At 65.6% G+C, this 15,655-nt stretch carries 13 protein-coding genes and 1 tRNA gene; 10 read left to right on the forward strand and 4 right to left on the reverse strand.

The annotated features are described in order from the left end of the window. Nucleotides 1-404: 404 nt before the first annotated feature. From NMQ16_RS17995 to NMQ16_RS18005, 3 genes are read left to right on the forward strand one after another with little or no spacing between them, the layout of a single operon-like run. Nucleotides 405-1,772 carry a TolC family protein gene (locus NMQ16_RS17995; protein WP_257082350.1) on the forward strand — a complete coding sequence of 456 codons (1,368 nt, stop codon included), beginning with the start codon at nucleotides 405-407 and terminating at the stop codon, nucleotides 1,770-1,772. Then, entirely contained in the window at nucleotides 1,769-3,397 is a 1,629-nt protein-coding gene (locus NMQ16_RS18000) for an efflux RND transporter periplasmic adaptor subunit (protein ID WP_257082351.1), read from the forward strand. Before NMQ16_RS17995 ends, NMQ16_RS18000 begins: the two co-directional genes overlap by 4 nt. Then, the gene (locus NMQ16_RS18005; RefSeq protein WP_257082352.1) at nucleotides 3,394-6,531 is read left to right on the forward strand and encodes an efflux RND transporter permease subunit; all 3,138 of its coding nucleotides are present in this window, start codon (nucleotides 3,394-3,396) and stop codon (nucleotides 6,529-6,531) included. Before NMQ16_RS18000 ends, NMQ16_RS18005 begins: the two co-directional genes overlap by 4 nt. A 61-nt stretch (nucleotides 6,532-6,592) precedes the next feature. Here NMQ16_RS18005 and NMQ16_RS18010 read toward each other — a convergent pair. Further along, nucleotides 6,593-6,677 (reverse strand) — tRNA-Leu (locus tag NMQ16_RS18010). A 60-nt stretch (nucleotides 6,678-6,737) separates the two neighbouring features. Here NMQ16_RS18010 and hpnC point away from each other — a divergent pair. From hpnC to NMQ16_RS18035, 5 genes are all read left to right on the forward strand, one after another. Then, complete coding sequence (gene hpnC / locus NMQ16_RS18015) at nucleotides 6,738-7,571, forward strand: squalene synthase HpnC (RefSeq protein WP_257082353.1); 834 nt, start codon at nucleotides 6,738-6,740, stop codon at nucleotides 7,569-7,571. After that, nucleotides 7,568-8,401, forward strand: coding sequence for a presqualene diphosphate synthase HpnD (gene hpnD, locus NMQ16_RS18020; RefSeq protein ID WP_257082355.1), 834 nt, complete (start codon nucleotides 7,568-7,570; stop codon nucleotides 8,399-8,401). The genes hpnC and hpnD overlap by 4 nt, the downstream gene beginning before the upstream one ends. Beyond that, nucleotides 8,386-8,892 carry an NAD(P)-binding protein gene (locus tag NMQ16_RS18025; protein ID WP_257082356.1) on the forward strand — a complete coding sequence of 169 codons (507 nt, stop codon included), beginning with the start codon at nucleotides 8,386-8,388 and terminating at the stop codon, nucleotides 8,890-8,892. The genes hpnD and NMQ16_RS18025 overlap by 16 nt, the downstream gene beginning before the upstream one ends. After that, the gene (locus NMQ16_RS18030; RefSeq protein ID WP_257082357.1) at nucleotides 8,793-9,821 is read left to right on the forward strand and encodes an FAD-dependent oxidoreductase; all 1,029 of its coding nucleotides are present in this window, start codon (nucleotides 8,793-8,795) and stop codon (nucleotides 9,819-9,821) included. Before NMQ16_RS18025 ends, NMQ16_RS18030 begins: the two co-directional genes overlap by 100 nt. Before the next feature lie 7 nt (nucleotides 9,822-9,828). Beyond that, on the forward strand, nucleotides 9,829-10,752 hold the full coding sequence (locus tag NMQ16_RS18035; RefSeq protein WP_257082358.1) for a hypothetical protein: 924 nt from the start codon (nucleotides 9,829-9,831) through the stop codon (nucleotides 10,750-10,752). Nucleotides 10,753-10,767: 15 nt separating this feature from the next. Here the strand turns inward: NMQ16_RS18035 and NMQ16_RS18040 are convergent, their stop codons facing one another. Then, on the reverse strand, nucleotides 10,768-11,247 hold the full coding sequence (locus NMQ16_RS18040; RefSeq protein WP_257082360.1) for a hypothetical protein: 480 nt from the start codon (nucleotides 11,245-11,247) through the stop codon (nucleotides 10,768-10,770). Nucleotides 11,248-11,360: 113 nt separating this feature from the next. Between NMQ16_RS18040 and NMQ16_RS18045 the strand changes: the two genes are divergently transcribed. Together NMQ16_RS18045 and NMQ16_RS18050 are read left to right on the forward strand one after the other, a co-directional pair. Beyond that, a complete protein-coding gene (locus tag NMQ16_RS18045; RefSeq protein ID WP_257082362.1) occupies nucleotides 11,361-11,828 on the forward strand; it encodes a putative toxin-antitoxin system toxin component, PIN family in 468 nt (155 codons plus the stop codon). 171 nt (nucleotides 11,829-11,999) lie between these two features. Then, the gene (locus NMQ16_RS18050; RefSeq protein WP_257082363.1) at nucleotides 12,000-14,207 is read left to right on the forward strand and encodes a TonB-dependent receptor; all 2,208 of its coding nucleotides are present in this window, start codon (nucleotides 12,000-12,002) and stop codon (nucleotides 14,205-14,207) included. Here the strand turns inward: NMQ16_RS18050 and NMQ16_RS18055 are convergent. Beyond that, on the reverse strand, nucleotides 14,195-14,986 hold the full coding sequence (locus tag NMQ16_RS18055) for a TatD family hydrolase (RefSeq protein WP_257082364.1): 792 nt from the start codon (nucleotides 14,984-14,986) through the stop codon (nucleotides 14,195-14,197). The two genes, NMQ16_RS18050 and NMQ16_RS18055, sit on opposite strands and share 13 nt — an antisense overlap. A gap of 64 nt (nucleotides 14,987-15,050) precedes the next feature. Further along, entirely contained in the window at nucleotides 15,051-15,278 is a 228-nt protein-coding gene (locus NMQ16_RS18060; protein WP_257082365.1) for a glycine zipper 2TM domain-containing protein, read from the reverse strand. Between the last annotated feature and the right edge of the window lie 377 nt (nucleotides 15,279-15,655).

Raw genomic sequence — 15,655 nt, forward strand, 5'->3', positions numbered from 1 at the left:
GCAGCGCAAGTGCGCTCGGGCTTCAGGATACGTGTCCCATGAAGCACGATGCAGCGGCGTCCGCCTCGTCGGAGGTGTTTGTCCAGGTCGTCGCTGATTGCTGCAACGATCCCGAGATTGCTGCCAAAACCGGCATGTCCTGCAAGATGGAACGGTCTTGCTGCGCATCGGGCATCGGCCTCCTTCCCGCGTTTGACGCCCACCTTCCTGCCGCATCGCCATCCGGTTGCGTGCCATCGAAGACGTCACCAGTCACGTCGGATCCACTCGCTTCAGTCTGGCGACCGCCCTCCTTCAACTGACCCCATGTAACTGTAATGCAGCTGTCGACCTTTTCGAGGTCGGCAGGGTCTGGCTTTCGCACAGGCATTCGCGAAGGCCTTCATCACGCATGGAGTTCGCTGATGCATATCCTTCTCACCCGGGAGGCCAGTGGGCCACCCGTTCATCACGCCCGTCAATGTGGGCGTCGCGGGTTCGCAGTGCTCGCGGTGGTCATGCTGTCGCTCGGCCTCGTCAATCCTGCGATGACACAGCCTTCGCTGACATTGCAGGCCGCGCTGGATGAGGCACAGGCTAGATCTGCGACGCTTCAGGCACAGCATGCGGCGGCCCGGGCAGCCCGGGAAATGGCCGTTGCAAGCGGGAGTCTGCCTGACCCCGTCTTGCGCCTGTCGGTCGACAACCTGCCCGTTGAGGGCTCGGGACGCTACAGCCTGACGGATGAGCCCATGACGATGCGCTCGGTCGGACTGGCGCAGACCTTCACCAGAGCTGAAAAGCGTCAGGCGCGCAGCGCCCGCTACGAACGCGAAGCCGACGCCGCCCTGGCGACGCGATCCACGCTGCTGGCCCGACTGCGCACGCAAACCGCCCGCGCCTGGTTCGAACGCTACTTCCTCGAGCAGATGCTCGAACTGCTGCAACGTCAGCGTGAGGAAACAGTCAGCATCAGTGCCGGGGTTGAATCGGCCTACCGCGGCGGCCGCAGCCCGCTGGCCGACGTGTTGTCAGCCCGCGCGGCAATCGCACGCATCGATGATCGACTGCACGAGGTGCGCGCCGACCTCGACAACGCGAGAGCACTCTTGCAGCGCTGGGTGGGCGACGCGGGATCAAAGCCTCTCGGAGCCCCCCCTGGGATCGACAGCACCCGTCTGGCAGAACACGCGCTGGCGCATGAAATCGATCAGCATCCAGACATCGCGCTCATGAATGCGCGCGAACACGTCGCGCTCGCCACGGCCGAGGTGGCAAGACAGGAAAAAAGCGCCGACTGGAGCTGGTCGGTGATGTACAGCAAGCGGGGCAGCGTGTTCGGCGACATGGTGTCACTGGGCGTTTCCATTCCGTTGCAGTGGAATCAGACCGGGCGACAGGACCGCGAACTGGCGGCCCGACTGGAACAGGTAGAACAGGTCCGCTCCGAACGCGAAGAGATGCGGCGCGAACATCTGTTCGAGCTGCAACGCCTGCTCGCCAACTGGCGAAGCAGCCTCCGCCGTCTGGCGGACTACGACAACACGCTGATCCCGCTTGCGACCGAGCGCGCCGAGGCGCTCATGGCCGCCTTTCGCGGTGGAAAGACGTCCCTGACATCCGTTCTCGAAGCACGCCGCATGGTGACCGACACCACTCTCGAGCGACTGCGCATCGAACGACAGACAGCGGCCTGGTGGGCCGATCTGACGTTTCTGATACCGGAGGATCTGCCCGCGCATGCCGTACCGCCAACACCTTCGAACCACCTTGCGCAGGAGCCCATGCCATGAACAGCAGAACCATTGTGGTCGTCTTCCTGGCGATCGGAGTACTCGGCGCAGGCGGTCTGGGCCTTTACCGACTGGGCATCGAGCGCGGAATGGCGCACGCACCCATGCCGGAGACCGCAAGGGCCGGGAGCCCGTCTGCGGGTAACGGCGTCGACCCTGCTACATGGGGGATACCCGAGGGCGAAGCTGCGACACGACGCCACATCGAGTCAGGTCTCAAGGCAGGTGATGTCGATCCGATGACGGGTCGCAGAATCCTTCACTATCACGACCCCATGATGCCGGGTCAGAAGTTCGACGCGCCGGCAAAGTCGCCCTTCATGGACATGATGCTGGTCCCCGCCTACGCGGGCGCAGCGGCTGCCGACAGCGGCACGGTCACAGTTAGTTCGCGCATTCAGCAGAATCTCGGGCTGCGTACGGGCGAAGTCGTTCCGGGCCGGTTTGCATCCGAAATTTCAGCCGTGGGCACCGTGGCATGGAATGAACGCGGCCAGGTTGCGGTGCAGGCGCGCGCGACCGGCTTCATCGAGAAGCTGCATGTTCGGGCGAAATTGGATCACGTCCGCAAAGGGCAGCCGCTGCTGGATATGTACGTGCCCGACTGGGTGGCGGTTCAGGAAGACTATCTGACTGCCCGGCGCTTGCAGGGCAGCGGGTTGGAGTCACTCGCCGAAGCCGCCCGCCAGCGTATGCGTCAGGCCGGCATGACCGAAGCGCAGATCGCCCTGGTCGAACGTACCGGGCAGGTGCAGGCCCGCGTGACCGTGGTCGCCCCCGCCAGTGGCGTGGTCACCGAACTGATGGCGCGTGAGGGCAGTACGGCGATGATGGGCATGCCGCTTCTGCGCATCAACGATCTTTCCAGTGTCTGGGTGCAGGCCGAAGTGCCGGAAAGCCAAGCCGCGCAGCTTGCCGCAGGCGCACAGGTGGCCGCGCACACGCCGGCACTGCCGGGGGAGGTATTCCGCGGACAGGTGCAGGCCTTGTTGCCCGAAGTCGATCCGGCGACACGCACGCGCAAGGCGCGCATGGTCCTGGCCAATCCCACGAACAAGCTGGTTCCCGGCATGTTCGTGCAGTTGCAACTCACCAGCGATCAAGCGCGCCCCGCGCTGCTGGTACCTTCCGAAGCACTGGTTCGCACCGGCAAGCGCACGCTGGTCGTCGCAGTCGAAGAGGACGGGACATTTCGACCGATCGAGGTGCAGGTCGGTCACGAACAGGGCGGCCAGACCGAAATTCTGGCGGGGCTTGGCGAGGGTCGGAAAATCGTGCTGTCCGGACAGTTCCTCATCGATTCCGAAGCCAGTCTGAAAGGTGTTGAGGCACGCTTGTCTTCGGGCGAAACACAAGGGCCGACGCGCGCTGCACAGCCAACCTATCAAACGCACGCGCGGGTGGAGGCGGTGAGCGGTGACACCCTCACGCTGACGCATCCTGAAATTCCCGCGTTGCAGTGGCCAGGCATGACCATGGAATTCAAGTTGGCTCCCGAAGCCGCCCTGCCCACCCCCTCCGCGGGGAGCGAGATCGACATCGAGTTCCGCATGCAGGATGGTGACGCGCCGCAGATCGTCAGATGGCAAACGCGCAATGGTGACCGGACGGGAGGTGCGCGATGATTGCCCGTCTGATCCATTGGTCGATCGCGAACCGCTTTCTGGTCCTGATCGCCACCGTATTGCTGGCGGTCTGGGGTTTGGTATCTGTGCTTCGCACGCCGCTCGACGCCCTGCCCGATCTGTCGGACACCCAGGTGATCATCCGCACTTCTTGGCCGGGGCAGGCGCCGCAGCTGGTCGAGAATCAGGTCACCTATCCGCTGACCACCACGATGCTGTCGGTGCCGGGCGCGCGGGTGGTGCGCGGCTATTCGTTCTTTGGCGACAGCTACGTCTACGTGTTGTTCAAGGACGGCACAGACCTGTACTGGGCGCGCTCGAGGGTACTGGAGTACCTCAACCAGGTGCAGTCGCGCCTGCCGCCGGGAGCCAGCTCGGCGCTTGGGCCGGATGCGACCGGGGTGGGATGGATCTACCAGTACGCCCTGATCGACACATCAGGCAGGCAGGACCTGTCGCAACTGCGCAGCCTGCAGGACTGGTTCCTGAAATATGAGCTCAAGACCGTACCCGGCGTAGCCGAGGTGGCCACCATCGGCGGCATGGTGCGGCAGTACCAGGTGGTGCTTGATCCGGACAAGCTGGCCGCGTATCGGATTCCCCACGGCAAGGTGATCGCGGCGATTCGCCTTGCGAATCAGGAAGTGGGGGGCTCGGTGCTGGAAATGGGTGAAGCCGAGTTCATGGTGCGTGCCTCCGGGTATCTGCAGAGCTTGGACGACTTCCGGGCCATTCCACTCATGACCACCGAGGCAGGTGTATCTGTTCTGCTGGGTGATGTGGCGCATGTGCAGATCGGCCCCGAGATGCGGCGCGGAATCGGTGAGCTGGACGGCGAAGGAGAAGCGGTGGGCGGCATTGTCGTCATGCGCTCCGGCGAAAACGCGCTGACCACCATTGCTGCGGTCAAGGCCAAACTGGCTGCCTTGAAAATGAGCCTGCCACAAGGCGTCAAGATCGTGCCCACCTACGACCGCTCGGGGCTCATCGAACGGGCCATCGAGAACCTCAGCCACAAGCTGCTTGAGGAGTTTGCTGTCGTGGCCGTGGTGTGTGTGCTGTTTCTGTTTCACCTGCGTTCGGCTCTGGTGGCCATCGTCTCGTTGCCCCTCGGCATTCTGGCGGCCTTCATCGTCATGCACTGGCAAGGAGTCAACGCCAACATCATGTCACTGGGCGGCATCGCCATCGCCATCGGTGCAATGGTTGACGCGGCGGTGGTCATGATAGAGAACGCACACAAGCACCTGGAGGAATGGAATCGCGTTCATCCGGGGGAGCAACTGCAAGGCGAAACCCGCTGGCGGGTGATCGGAGAAGCCGCCGCAGAAGTTGGCCCGGCGCTGTTTTTTTCCTTGCTCATCATCACCCTCTCCTTCGTGCCGATCTTCACCCTGGAGGCGCAGGAAGGAAAGCTGTTCTCGCCACTGGCCTTTACCAAGACGTACGCCATGGCGGCAAGTGCGGGGCTCGCGGTGACGCTGATCCCGGTGCTGATGGGTTATCTGATCCGGGGCCGCATCCCGGACGAGCACAAGAACCCGATCAATCGCTTCTTTGTCGCTCTCTACAGACCCCTGCTCGAAATTGCGCTGCGTTTTCCCAAGGCGACCATCGCCGTCGCAATGGTGTTCATGGCGGCCAGTTGGTGGCCCTTGCAGCAACTGGGCAGCGAGTTCATGCCGCCGCTCGACGAAGGCGACCTGCTGTACATGCCAAGTGCCTTGCCGGGCATGTCGGCAGGCAAGGCGGCTCAATTGCTGCAGCAAACGGACCGGCTGATCAAGGCGGTGCCCGAGGTGGCCACGGTCTACGGCAAGGCCGGCAGAGCCATGACTGCAACCGATCCGGCACCGCTGGTGATGTTCGAAACCATCATCCAGTTCAAGCCAAAAGGCGAGTGGAGGGTCGGCATGACGCCCGAGAAGCTCGTCGAGGAACTTGACAGGACCGTGCGCGTACCCGGATTGACGAACATCTGGATTCCGCCGATCCGCAACCGTCTCGACATGCTGGCCACTGGCATCAAGAGTCCGGTCGGCGTCAAGGTGCTCGGCAGTGATCTATCCGTCATCAACCGGCTCACGGGCGAAATCGAGCAGGCGGTCAAGCAGGTGCCCGGCGTCACCAGCGCCTTTGCCGAGCGCCTGACCGGTGGACGTTATGTCAATGTGGATATCAAGCGCGAGCGCGCGGCGCGCTACGGACTCAACATGTCTGACGTGCAGTCGGTGGTGGCCAGCGCCGTGGGTGGCTTGAATATCGGTGAGACCATCGAGGGCTTGCAGCGCTACCCGATCAACGTGCGATATCCGCGCGAGTTACGGGACTCGCTGAACCGCTTGCGCAGCCTGCCTATCGTGACGCCGAGAGGACAGTTGCTTGTGCTCGGTGACGTAGCCGACATTCGCATCGACGATGGCCCGCCGATGCTGCGCAGTGAGAACGCTCGCCTGGCGGGGTTCGTGTACGTCGATCTGCGTGGTCGTGACCTCGGTACCGCCGTGCGCGAGATGCAGCAAACGGTGGTTGATCAGGTGAAACTGCCGCCGGGCTACTCGGTGTCGTGGTCGGGTCAATTCGAGTTTCTCGAACGCGCCAGCGCCAAGCTCAAACTGGTCGTGCCCTTCACGCTGCTCATCATCTTCGTGCTGCTGTACCTGACCTTCAAGCACTTCGGCGAAGCACTGCTGCTGATGGCGACACTGCCCTTTGCCCTCGTCGGCGGGATCTGGCTGCTGTTCGGCCTTGGCTACAACCTGTCGGTGGCGGGTGTCGTGGGTTTCATCGCGCTCGCGGGCGTAGCAGCCGAATTCGGCGTGATCATGCTGCTCTACCTCAGGCACGCATGGACAGCACGCATCGACCGGAACATGACCAGCGAGGCCGATCTGCTGGATGCGATCCGCGAAGGGGCCGTGCTGCGCGTGCGGCCCAAGGCGATGACCGTGGCGGTGATTCTGGCCGGCCTGCTGCCCATCATGTGGGGCGGGGGCACCGGCAGCGAGGTCATGCAACGCATCGCGGCACCCATGGTGGGTGGCATGATCACCGCACCGCTGCTGTCCATGCTGGTGATACCGGCCGCGTACTACCTGATGCGTCGGCCTCGCAGAACACTCCTTCCGCCCTGACATATCGCTCGTTCAGGCAGTGACGGCGAGACCGCCCGCCGCAAACGTGCGTCCGCACCGATGGTGCCCAGGAAGGGACTCGAACCCCCACGCCTCGCGGCGCCAGAACCTAAATCTGGTGCGTCTACCAATTTCGCCACCTGGGCAGGCGGCACGGATTCTATCAGGCAGGGCCGGCGGCACGCGCCCGGTATACTCCGCCACCCATGTCGGTCGAACACTACGAAAACTTTCCGGTCGCGTCGAAGCTGATGCCGCCCGCGCTGCGCGAGCCGGTCGCCGCAATCTACTGGTTCGCCCGCCATGCCGACGATCTGGCGGACGAAGGCGACGCTGCGCCCGAAGCGAGGCTGGCCGCGCTCGAACTGTGCCGCGAACAGTTGCGCATCATCGAACGCGGCGGCGAACCGGACGACGCCATCCACCGCCGCCTCGCGCGCGCGGTGCGCCAGTGGTCGCTGCCGCTGTCGCTGTTCCATGACCTGCTCGACGCCTTCGCGCAGGATGTGGTGCAGACCCGCTACGCCAGCCAAGCCGAACTGCTCGACTACTGCCGCCGCTCGGCCAATCCGATCGGCCGCCTGCTGCTGTGCCTGTACAAGGTGGATGATGCCGCCAGCCTGGCGCAGTCGGACGCCATCTGCAGCGCCCTGCAACTGATCAACCACTGGCAGGACGTGGCGATCGACTGGCGCAAGAACGCCGACGGCATCCCGTCCGGCCGCATCTACATGCCGCTCGATGCGATGGCGCGCTTCGGCGTGACCGAAACGCATCTGGCGCAGTCGGACTGCGACGCCGCCTTCCGCGCATTGATGAAACACCTGGTCGATGACGCCCGCGCGCTGATGCATGCCGGCATGCCGCTGGCCCGCACGCTGCCGGGTCGCACCGGCTGGGAGCTGCGTCTGGTCGTGCAGGGCGGGCTGCGCATTTTGCAGCGCATCGAGCAGGTCGATTACGATGTATTCCGCCACCGCCCGAAACTGGGCCGTACAGACTGGCCCGTGATCGGGTGGAAAGCCCTGAACTACCCATGACACCCGACGAATACTGTCAGGACCGTGCCGCGAAGAGCGGCTCGTCCTTCTATTACAGCTTCCTGTTCCTGCCGCCGCCGCGCCGCCGCGCCATCACCGCGCTGTACGCCTTCTGCCGCGAAATCGACGACGTGGTCGACGAAACCAGCGACATCGGCCTCGCGCGCACCCAGCTCGCCTGGTGGCGCGCCCAGATCGCCGCCTGCTATGACGGCACGCCGGAGCATCCGGTCTGCCTGGCGCTGATCCCGGCCATCCGCGAATTCAGCCTGCCGCGCGAGCAGCTGCTGGAAATCATCGACGGCATGGAAATGGATCTGGACCAGTCGCGCTATCTCGACTTCAAGGGGCTGCAGCTCTACTGCTACCGCGTCGCGTCGGTGGTGGGACTGCTGGCGGCGCAGATCTTCGGCAGCACGCAGCGCGAAACGCAGAAGTACGCACACGATCTGGGCATCGCCTTCCAGCTCACCAACATCATCCGCGACGTCGGCGAAGACGCTCGGCGTGGTCGCATCTACCTGCCGGTCGACGAACTGCAGCGCTTCAATGTGCGCGCCGCCGACATCCTGAACGCGCGCTACAGCGACGAATTCCGTCAGCTGATGGAATTCCAGATCGAGCGTGCCCGGCACTACTACGAACAGGCGATGGCCGCGTTGCCGGCGGTCGACCGCGCATCGCAGCGGCCCGGTCTGGTGATGGCGGCGATCTACCGCACCTTGCTCGACGAGATCGAGCGCGACGGCTGCCGCGTACTGGACCGGCGCATCGCGCTGACGCCGGTGCGCAAACTCTGGCTGGCCTGGAAGACGTGGCTGCGCAGTTGAACGACGACCGGCCATCGGTCGCCATCGTCGGCGCCGGCTGGGCCGGGCTGGCCTGCGCGGTGGAATGCGTGGCGCGCGGCGTGCGCCCGGTGGTGTTCGAAGCGGCGCCGCAGGTCGGCGGCCGCGCGCGCGCGGTCGAGCTCGACGGTCTGGCGCTGGACAACGGCCAGCACATCCTGATCGGCGGCTATGTCGACACGCTGGCGATGATGCGCACCGTCGGCGCAGACCCTGACGTGCTGTTCGACCGCGTGCCACTGTCGCTGCGCTTCACCGACGGCTTCGAATTGCGCGCCCGCTCCGGCTCGCCGTGGGCGCAGGCGCTCGCTTTCATGACCTGCCCCGGTCTGACCTGGGGCGACCGGCTGGCGGCACTGCNGCAGACCCTGACGTGCTGTTCGACCGCGTGCCACTGTCGCTGCGCTTCACCGACGGCTTCGAATTGCGCGCCCGCTCCGGCTCGCCGTGGGCGCAGGCGCTCGCTTTCATGACCTGCCCCGGTCTGACCTGGGGCGACCGGCTGGCGGCACTGCGCCTGATGGCGGCGATCCGCCGAGCGCCAGCCGCCGACGAAACGGTGACGCAGATGTTTGCGCGTACCCGCCAGACCGACACCAATGTGCGCTACCTGTGGGCGCCCCTGTGCATCGCCGCGCTGAACACCGGACTCGACGACGCGAGTGCCCGCGTGTTCGCCCAGGTGCTGCGCGACACGCTGCTCGGGCGCGCAGGCGCGTCCGACGTACTGCTGCCGCGCACCGATCTGGGCCAGTTGTTTCCGGCGCCGGCCGCCGCCTGGCTGACACGGCAGGGTGGCCAGGTGCGCGCGGGCGAGCGCGTGCGGACGATCTCGCCGCATGCGGACGGTTTCGCGCTCGACGTCGCCGGCAGCCCGGAAGTCTTCGCACAGGTCGTCGTCGCCACCAGCCCGCACCACGTGCCGTCGCTGATCGGCGCCCTGCCGGGCACCGAGCGCATCGCGGCGGAGATCGCCTCCCTCGGCTACGAACAGGTGACCACGGTGTTCGCCGACTTCGGCGAAGGTGCGCGCCTGCCTCAGGCCATGATGGGTTTCGCCGAAGGGGTGCCGCACTGGATATTCGACCGCGGCGCGCTGGGCGGGCCACCCGGATTGATGGCCTGCGTGGTGTCGGCCGCCGACGCGGCGCGCGACGACACCGAGCGGGCCGTCATCGACGCGGTGCGACGCGCCTTTCCGGCGCTGCCCGAACCGCGCCGGGTGCGCACACTGACCGACCGGCGTGCGACCTTCCGCTGCACACCGGGCCGTGCCTTGATCGCACAGCCGGCCGACTCGCGGCTGGCGCTGGCCGGCGACTACCTGCTGCCACTTTATCCGGCGACGCTGGAATCGGCGGTGCGCAGCGGCATCGCCGCCGCCCGGCGCGTGGCCGGCTGAAAGAGGCATGACGATGCGCGACGGCGTCATCGCCTTGCTCCTCGCGCTGACGCTGACCGCCCCGGTGAGCGGGCAGCCCGCAGACCCCGTGCCGTTCAGTTTCGCCGCCTGGGGCGACGTTCCGTACAGCCGGGTCGAGCGCGACAAGGCGCTCGACATGCTGGCCGAACAGGCCGCGCTGCCACTGGCGTTTTCGATCCACATCGGCGACATCAAGAGCGGCGGAAGCGTGTGCGACGACGCCACGTTCGCCGACCGGCAGGCATTGCTCGACGGCTCGACCCACCCGCTCATCCTGCTCGCCGGCGACAACGAGTGGACCGACTGCGCGCGCGCATCGGCCGGCGGCTTTGCGCCGCACGAGCGGCTGGATGCGCTGCGCGCGCGCTTCTTCGCCACCGTCGAATCGCTCGGCCAGCGCCGGCTCGCGCTGACGCGGCAGGACTGCTGCGCGGAAAACGTGCGCTGGTCGCATCACGGCGTGCTGTTCGCCACGCTCAATGTGTCCGGCAGCGCGCTGCCACCGGGCCCGCGCAGCGCACAGCTCGATGCGGCAACGCTGCGCTGGCTGGACGACACCTTCGTGCAGGCGCATACGGGCGGCGCGCAGGCGCTGGTGATCGCCTTCCACGCCAACCCGGCGTTCGCCGATCACGCGAAGGGCACGCCGCGCCCGCGTTACCGCTCGCTGCTCGACCGCCTGGCCCTCGGCGCGGCCCGCTATGCGCGCCCGGTACTGCTGATCCACGGTGACACGCACCGCTATCGGGTCGATCAGCCGCTGCACGACCCGCGCAGCGGCGCCGTCCTCGACAACGTGACGCGGCTGGAGACGCACGGTTCGCCGTGGCTGGGCTGGACGCTGGTGACCGTGGATCCGGCCGCCACGCCGCCGTTCAGCTTCGAGCCGCGCCCTCAGTGGCTCGACTGATCCGGCCGTCCACAGTCACTTCAGGATCAGCGGGTCGATCATGATGTCGCGCGTGAAGAAGGTGTTCTGCTCGCCGGCGCAGCTCATGAATCCGAGCGCTTCGCCGAAGCGCAGGAACTGGCCTTCGCGTTTCAGGTAGGCGTTCTGAGCCTGGTAGGCCTCGGTTTCGGTCTTCAGCGTGGTCGGGCAGTCGGCGAAGATGGCGTCGCCGCGCGCCTTGTGCTGCAGCACATGCACCAGCTCGTGCAGCAGGAAGGAGTTGTCGGCAGCGCTTTCCAGATCGAGCGTGTCGCGCACGTAGATCACGTAACGCTCGGTTTCGAAGGTGGCCACGATATTCGTGCAGCCGTTGCCGGTCTCGGGACACACGGCATCCGCCAGCGCCTGTTCGCTCATGATTTCGATCGGCGGCAGGTCGGCGAGCGGAATTTCCGGATAGCCCGACAATTTGGCGGCCAGCGTCAGTAGAAAGGACAGCAGTTCCTGGCTCACCATGAGTGCGCGCTCCGGTCGGTCTATGGTCGGGTCGTCATGCGCCCGCGCAGCGAAAGACAGCGGCTCGCACCGGTTCGTTCGCCGGCTACACTTGCGGCCCTTCACTTGCCTTCATGCCTTCACTCGCCCCGCCCTGCTCGATGCGCATCGTCCTCGACACCAATGCCGTGCTCGACCTGCTGCTGTGGCACAACGCCGAACTCGACTGCGTTGCGCAGGCGCTGGCGGCCGGCCCCGCGCAACTGGTGTGCGACGAAGCCTGCCTGCGCGAACTGCGCACGGTGCTGCGCTATCCGAAGTTCGGGCTGGACGACGCGCAGGCGGCGGCGCTCTACGAAGCCTATTGCATGAAGCTCGAACTGTCGCCGCTGCCGGACAGCCCCGACACCGGCCAGCCGCGCTGCCGCGACCGTGAAGACCAGAAATTCTTCGATCTCGCGGTGCGCGCCAGCACCGACCTGCTGGTGACGCGCGACCGCGCACTGCTGCGACTCGGGCGCCACCGTCTGTGCCCGCCGACCTTGCGCATCCTCGCCCCCCCCGCCATCCAGACCTTGTTCACCGCGGCACGCGGTGAGTGATTCCCGGCGTCCGCAGCGGGTCGCAGATTCAAGCTTTTCGTGAGGTTTTGTAAGTTGGCCCTGCCTATACTCCGGCCGCTTCGACAGACGTGCGCAGACACGTCGTCCAACCTACGTCGCAACGCGCAACCCCGCGCGCCTTGCCAGCAGATATCCAGAGAGAGGCTCCGCATGACCCCCGCGCTCCGTCACACCCCGCTTGCGCTCGCCCTTGCGCTGATTGGCCAGTGCGCCAGCGCCGAAGAACTGAAAATTGCCCCAACCGTGGTCATCACCGGTACCCGGGTCGAGCAGAATTCCTTCGATCTGCCGATGGCCATCGATTCGATCGACAAGACGACGATCCAGGAACAGCGCGGCACGGTGAACCTATCGGAAGTGATCAATCGCGTGCCGGGCGTGGCTTCGGCCGGCAAGGAGAACTACACGCAGGAGCAATCGCTGACCATCCGCGGCTTCGGCGCACGTTCTGCATTCGGCGTACGCGGCGTGAAGCTGATTGCAGACGGCATTCCGGCCAGCACGCCGGACGGTCAGGGCGGCACCGGCTTGTTCGACCTCGCGTCGGCCAGCCGTATCGAAGTGCTGCGCGGGCCGTTCTCGGCACTGTACGGCAACCATTCGGGTGGCGTCGTCCAGATCTTCACCGAAGACGGCCCGGACCGCTTCACGATCACCCCCAGCTTCCAGTTCGGCAGCTACGGCACGCAGCGCTCCGGCGTGAAGTTCGGCGACACCGTCGGCAATTTCAACTACACGGCCAGCGTGTCGGATTTCCGCACTGACGGCTACCGCGACTACAGCCGCTCGGACAAGCAGCAGGCCAATTTCAAGGCACGCTGGATGCTCGGCGACAAGTCATCGCTGACCTTCGTCGGCAACTACATGCATCAGCAGGGTCAGGATCCGCTCGGCCTGTCGTTCGCCCAGCTGAACAGCGATCGCCGGCAGCAAGGCACCTCCAATCGCAACCTCGCCGGCAACCCCGGCACCGCGGAATTCTTCGGCACGCGCCGCACACTCGAAAACTCGCAGGGCGGCGTGGTGTTCGACACCGCCCTGTCCGACCGGGACAGCCTGCGCGCCATGTTCTACCTGGGCAACCGCAACAACGAGCAGTACCTGGCACTGAATGCGGGTACGCAGGACAACGTCACCGCATCCGGTGGCGTATCGGTCTTCGATCGTGACTACTGGGGCACCAGCCTGCGCTGGACGCGCAAGCTCGAAACCGTCACGTTCAGCGTCGGTGCCGAGTACGAGCGCGCCGACGAGGCACGCAAGGGCTACCGCAACGGCACGACCACCGCCGGCGCACAGGCGTTGAGTGCCGTGTTCGGCTTCCGCGGCGACCTCAAGCGCGACGAGCGCAATGTCGCTGAACAGACAGGCACCTTCATCCAGGGCGAATGGGCCGTGACGAAGGACGTGTCGCTGTCGAGTGGCTTGCGCTACACGAAGATGGATTTCAAGTCGAAGGACAACTTCATCTGCAACGGCGGATGCTCCGGCACGACGAATGTCGCCGGCGTGAATCCGGACGACAGCGGTTCGGCTTCGTTCAGCGACTGGACGTATGCGCTCGGCGCCGTATGGAAGGTGACCCAGACCAGCAACTTCTACGCAAATGCCGGGCGCAGCTTCGAAGCACCGACGCTGATCGAACTGGCCTACCGCCCGGATGGCGGCGCAGGCCTGAATTTCGATCTGAAGCCGTCGGTCAGCGACCACTACGAAGTGGGCTTCAAGACTTTCCTGAATAACGCCACCCGCCTGGACGTGGCCGCCTTCTACATCGACTCCGCCGACGAAATCGTCATTCGCAGCAATGAAAACGGGCGGGCGGTTTACCAGAACGCCGGCGACACCTCGCGACGCGGACTCGAAGTCGCGATCGACTCCCGGCTGACGCGCGATATCGGTGCCTATGCGTCGATGACGCTGATAAAGGCGGAATTCGAGGATACGTTCGCGTCGTGCCTGACCGCACCCTGTGCCGTCAATCAGGCGTTAACAATCGATTCGGGCAACAAGATCGCCGGCATCGCCAACAAGTCGTTCTTTGGCGAGCTGACCTACAAGCACGATCCGTGGGGCTTCAGCGGCGGCCTCGAGTATCGCGCCAGCGGACGCATGTTCGGAAACGACACCAATGACGTACGGGTCGGCGGCTACGGCGTGGCAGCGATACGCGGCGGTTTCACGCAAACGGTCGGCGGCTGGAAGCTGAACGAATTCGCGCGCATCGACAACCTGTTCGACAAGGAATACGTCGGTTCGGTGTATATCAACGCCGGCAACGCGCTGACGGGTCGCTACTACGCACCGGCGTCGGAACGCACCTGGCTGATCGGCGTGTCCGCCAGCTACGCGCTGTAAGCCTTCCCGGCGAGCCGGGGCAGCACGCGCAGCGCGTTTGCCCCGGTGGCCCGCACCAGCGCCTCCTCGCTGACACCACGGATGCCGGCAATCACCTGCGCGATGCGCGGGAGGTTCGCCGGCTCGTTGCGTTTACCGACGGCAAATTCGGGCGGCATGTCGGGCGAGTCGGTTTCGAGCACCAGCGCGTCGAGCGGCAGTTCGGTCACCAGCCGGCGCAGGTTCAGCGCACGCGCCCAGGTCACTGCGCCGCCGAAACCCAGCGCGAAACCCAGCTTGATGAATTCGTCCGCCTGCTGGCGGCTGCCGTTGAAGGCGTGCGCGATGCCGCCGGGACCGGTGCGGCCGAACACCGCACGCAGATGCTTCAGGATGCGGTCCTGACTCCGCCGCACATGCAGCAGCACCGGCAGGCCGAAATCACGCGCCAGCCCGAGCTGGCGCACGAAATAGTCTTCCTGCAGCGTCGGGTCGATATGGGTGACGAAGAAGTCGAGGCCGATTTCGCCTACGGCGATCACGTCGGAGTCGTCGAGTTCGAGCGCCAGGGCGTCGATGTCGGACAGCTGTGCTGCGGGGATGTAAAGCGGATGGATGCCCAACGCAAACCGCAGGTCGGACTGGCCGGCGCACACCGCCCTGACGCGCCCGAAACCGGCACGATCGACCGCCGGCAGAACGATGGCGCAGACGCCGGACGCGCGCGCGCTTTCAATTACATCCGCGCGGTCCGCGTCGAATTCGAATGCGTCCAGATGGCAGTGCGTGTCGATCAGCATGGGCACAAGCATAGCCGCCCGCGCCCCCCGATGCGCCGCCGTTTGACCGATGGCGATGAGGCGTTCAGCGCTTCTTCTTGCCCATTTCGTTGCCGATGGCGCCGCCGGCAATCGCACCGCCCACGGTGCCGATGGTGCTGCCGCCAGTCAGCACCGATCCGGCGACACCGCCGGCAGCAGCGCCGATCAGCGCATTGCTTTCGCTCTTGCTCATGCCGGCACAGCCGGTCATCAGCACCGCCATCGCAGACACGACAGCCAGGGTTTTCAGGGAGGGGGTCGGGGTCGTCATCGCAAGTCTCCAGGTTCGGAATGTCCGCCCCGTCATGCCGATGAGGCACAGGGCTTCGAACCGAGTCTAGAAAAGCGGCAGGGATCCGGGTGTCGGCGGGCAGCGCAGCCACGTGTCGGCGCCGTCCGACAAGCAGGGCGGCATCAGACACAACAAGGCCGCGACTCCCTCGTGGGAGCAGCGGCCTGTGAGAGTGAAGCACCCCTGTGGGAGCGGCGATCCACTGCCGGCCCTGCATGGCCGGCCGGCTCTGCGGGCGGCGAGCAGTGCTCGCCGAAACCCCCGCTCCGCCCTAATACCGTTCAGTTAAGGTCTTTTTTCAGAACGCGGACGGTGTAGCGCTTTGGCCGGGCTTTGACAACACGGGGGCATTGACG

Source organism: Methyloversatilis sp. XJ19-49 (assembly GCF_024580145.1).
In the GTDB taxonomy this organism is placed as follows: domain Bacteria; phylum Pseudomonadota; class Gammaproteobacteria; order Burkholderiales; family Rhodocyclaceae; genus Methyloversatilis.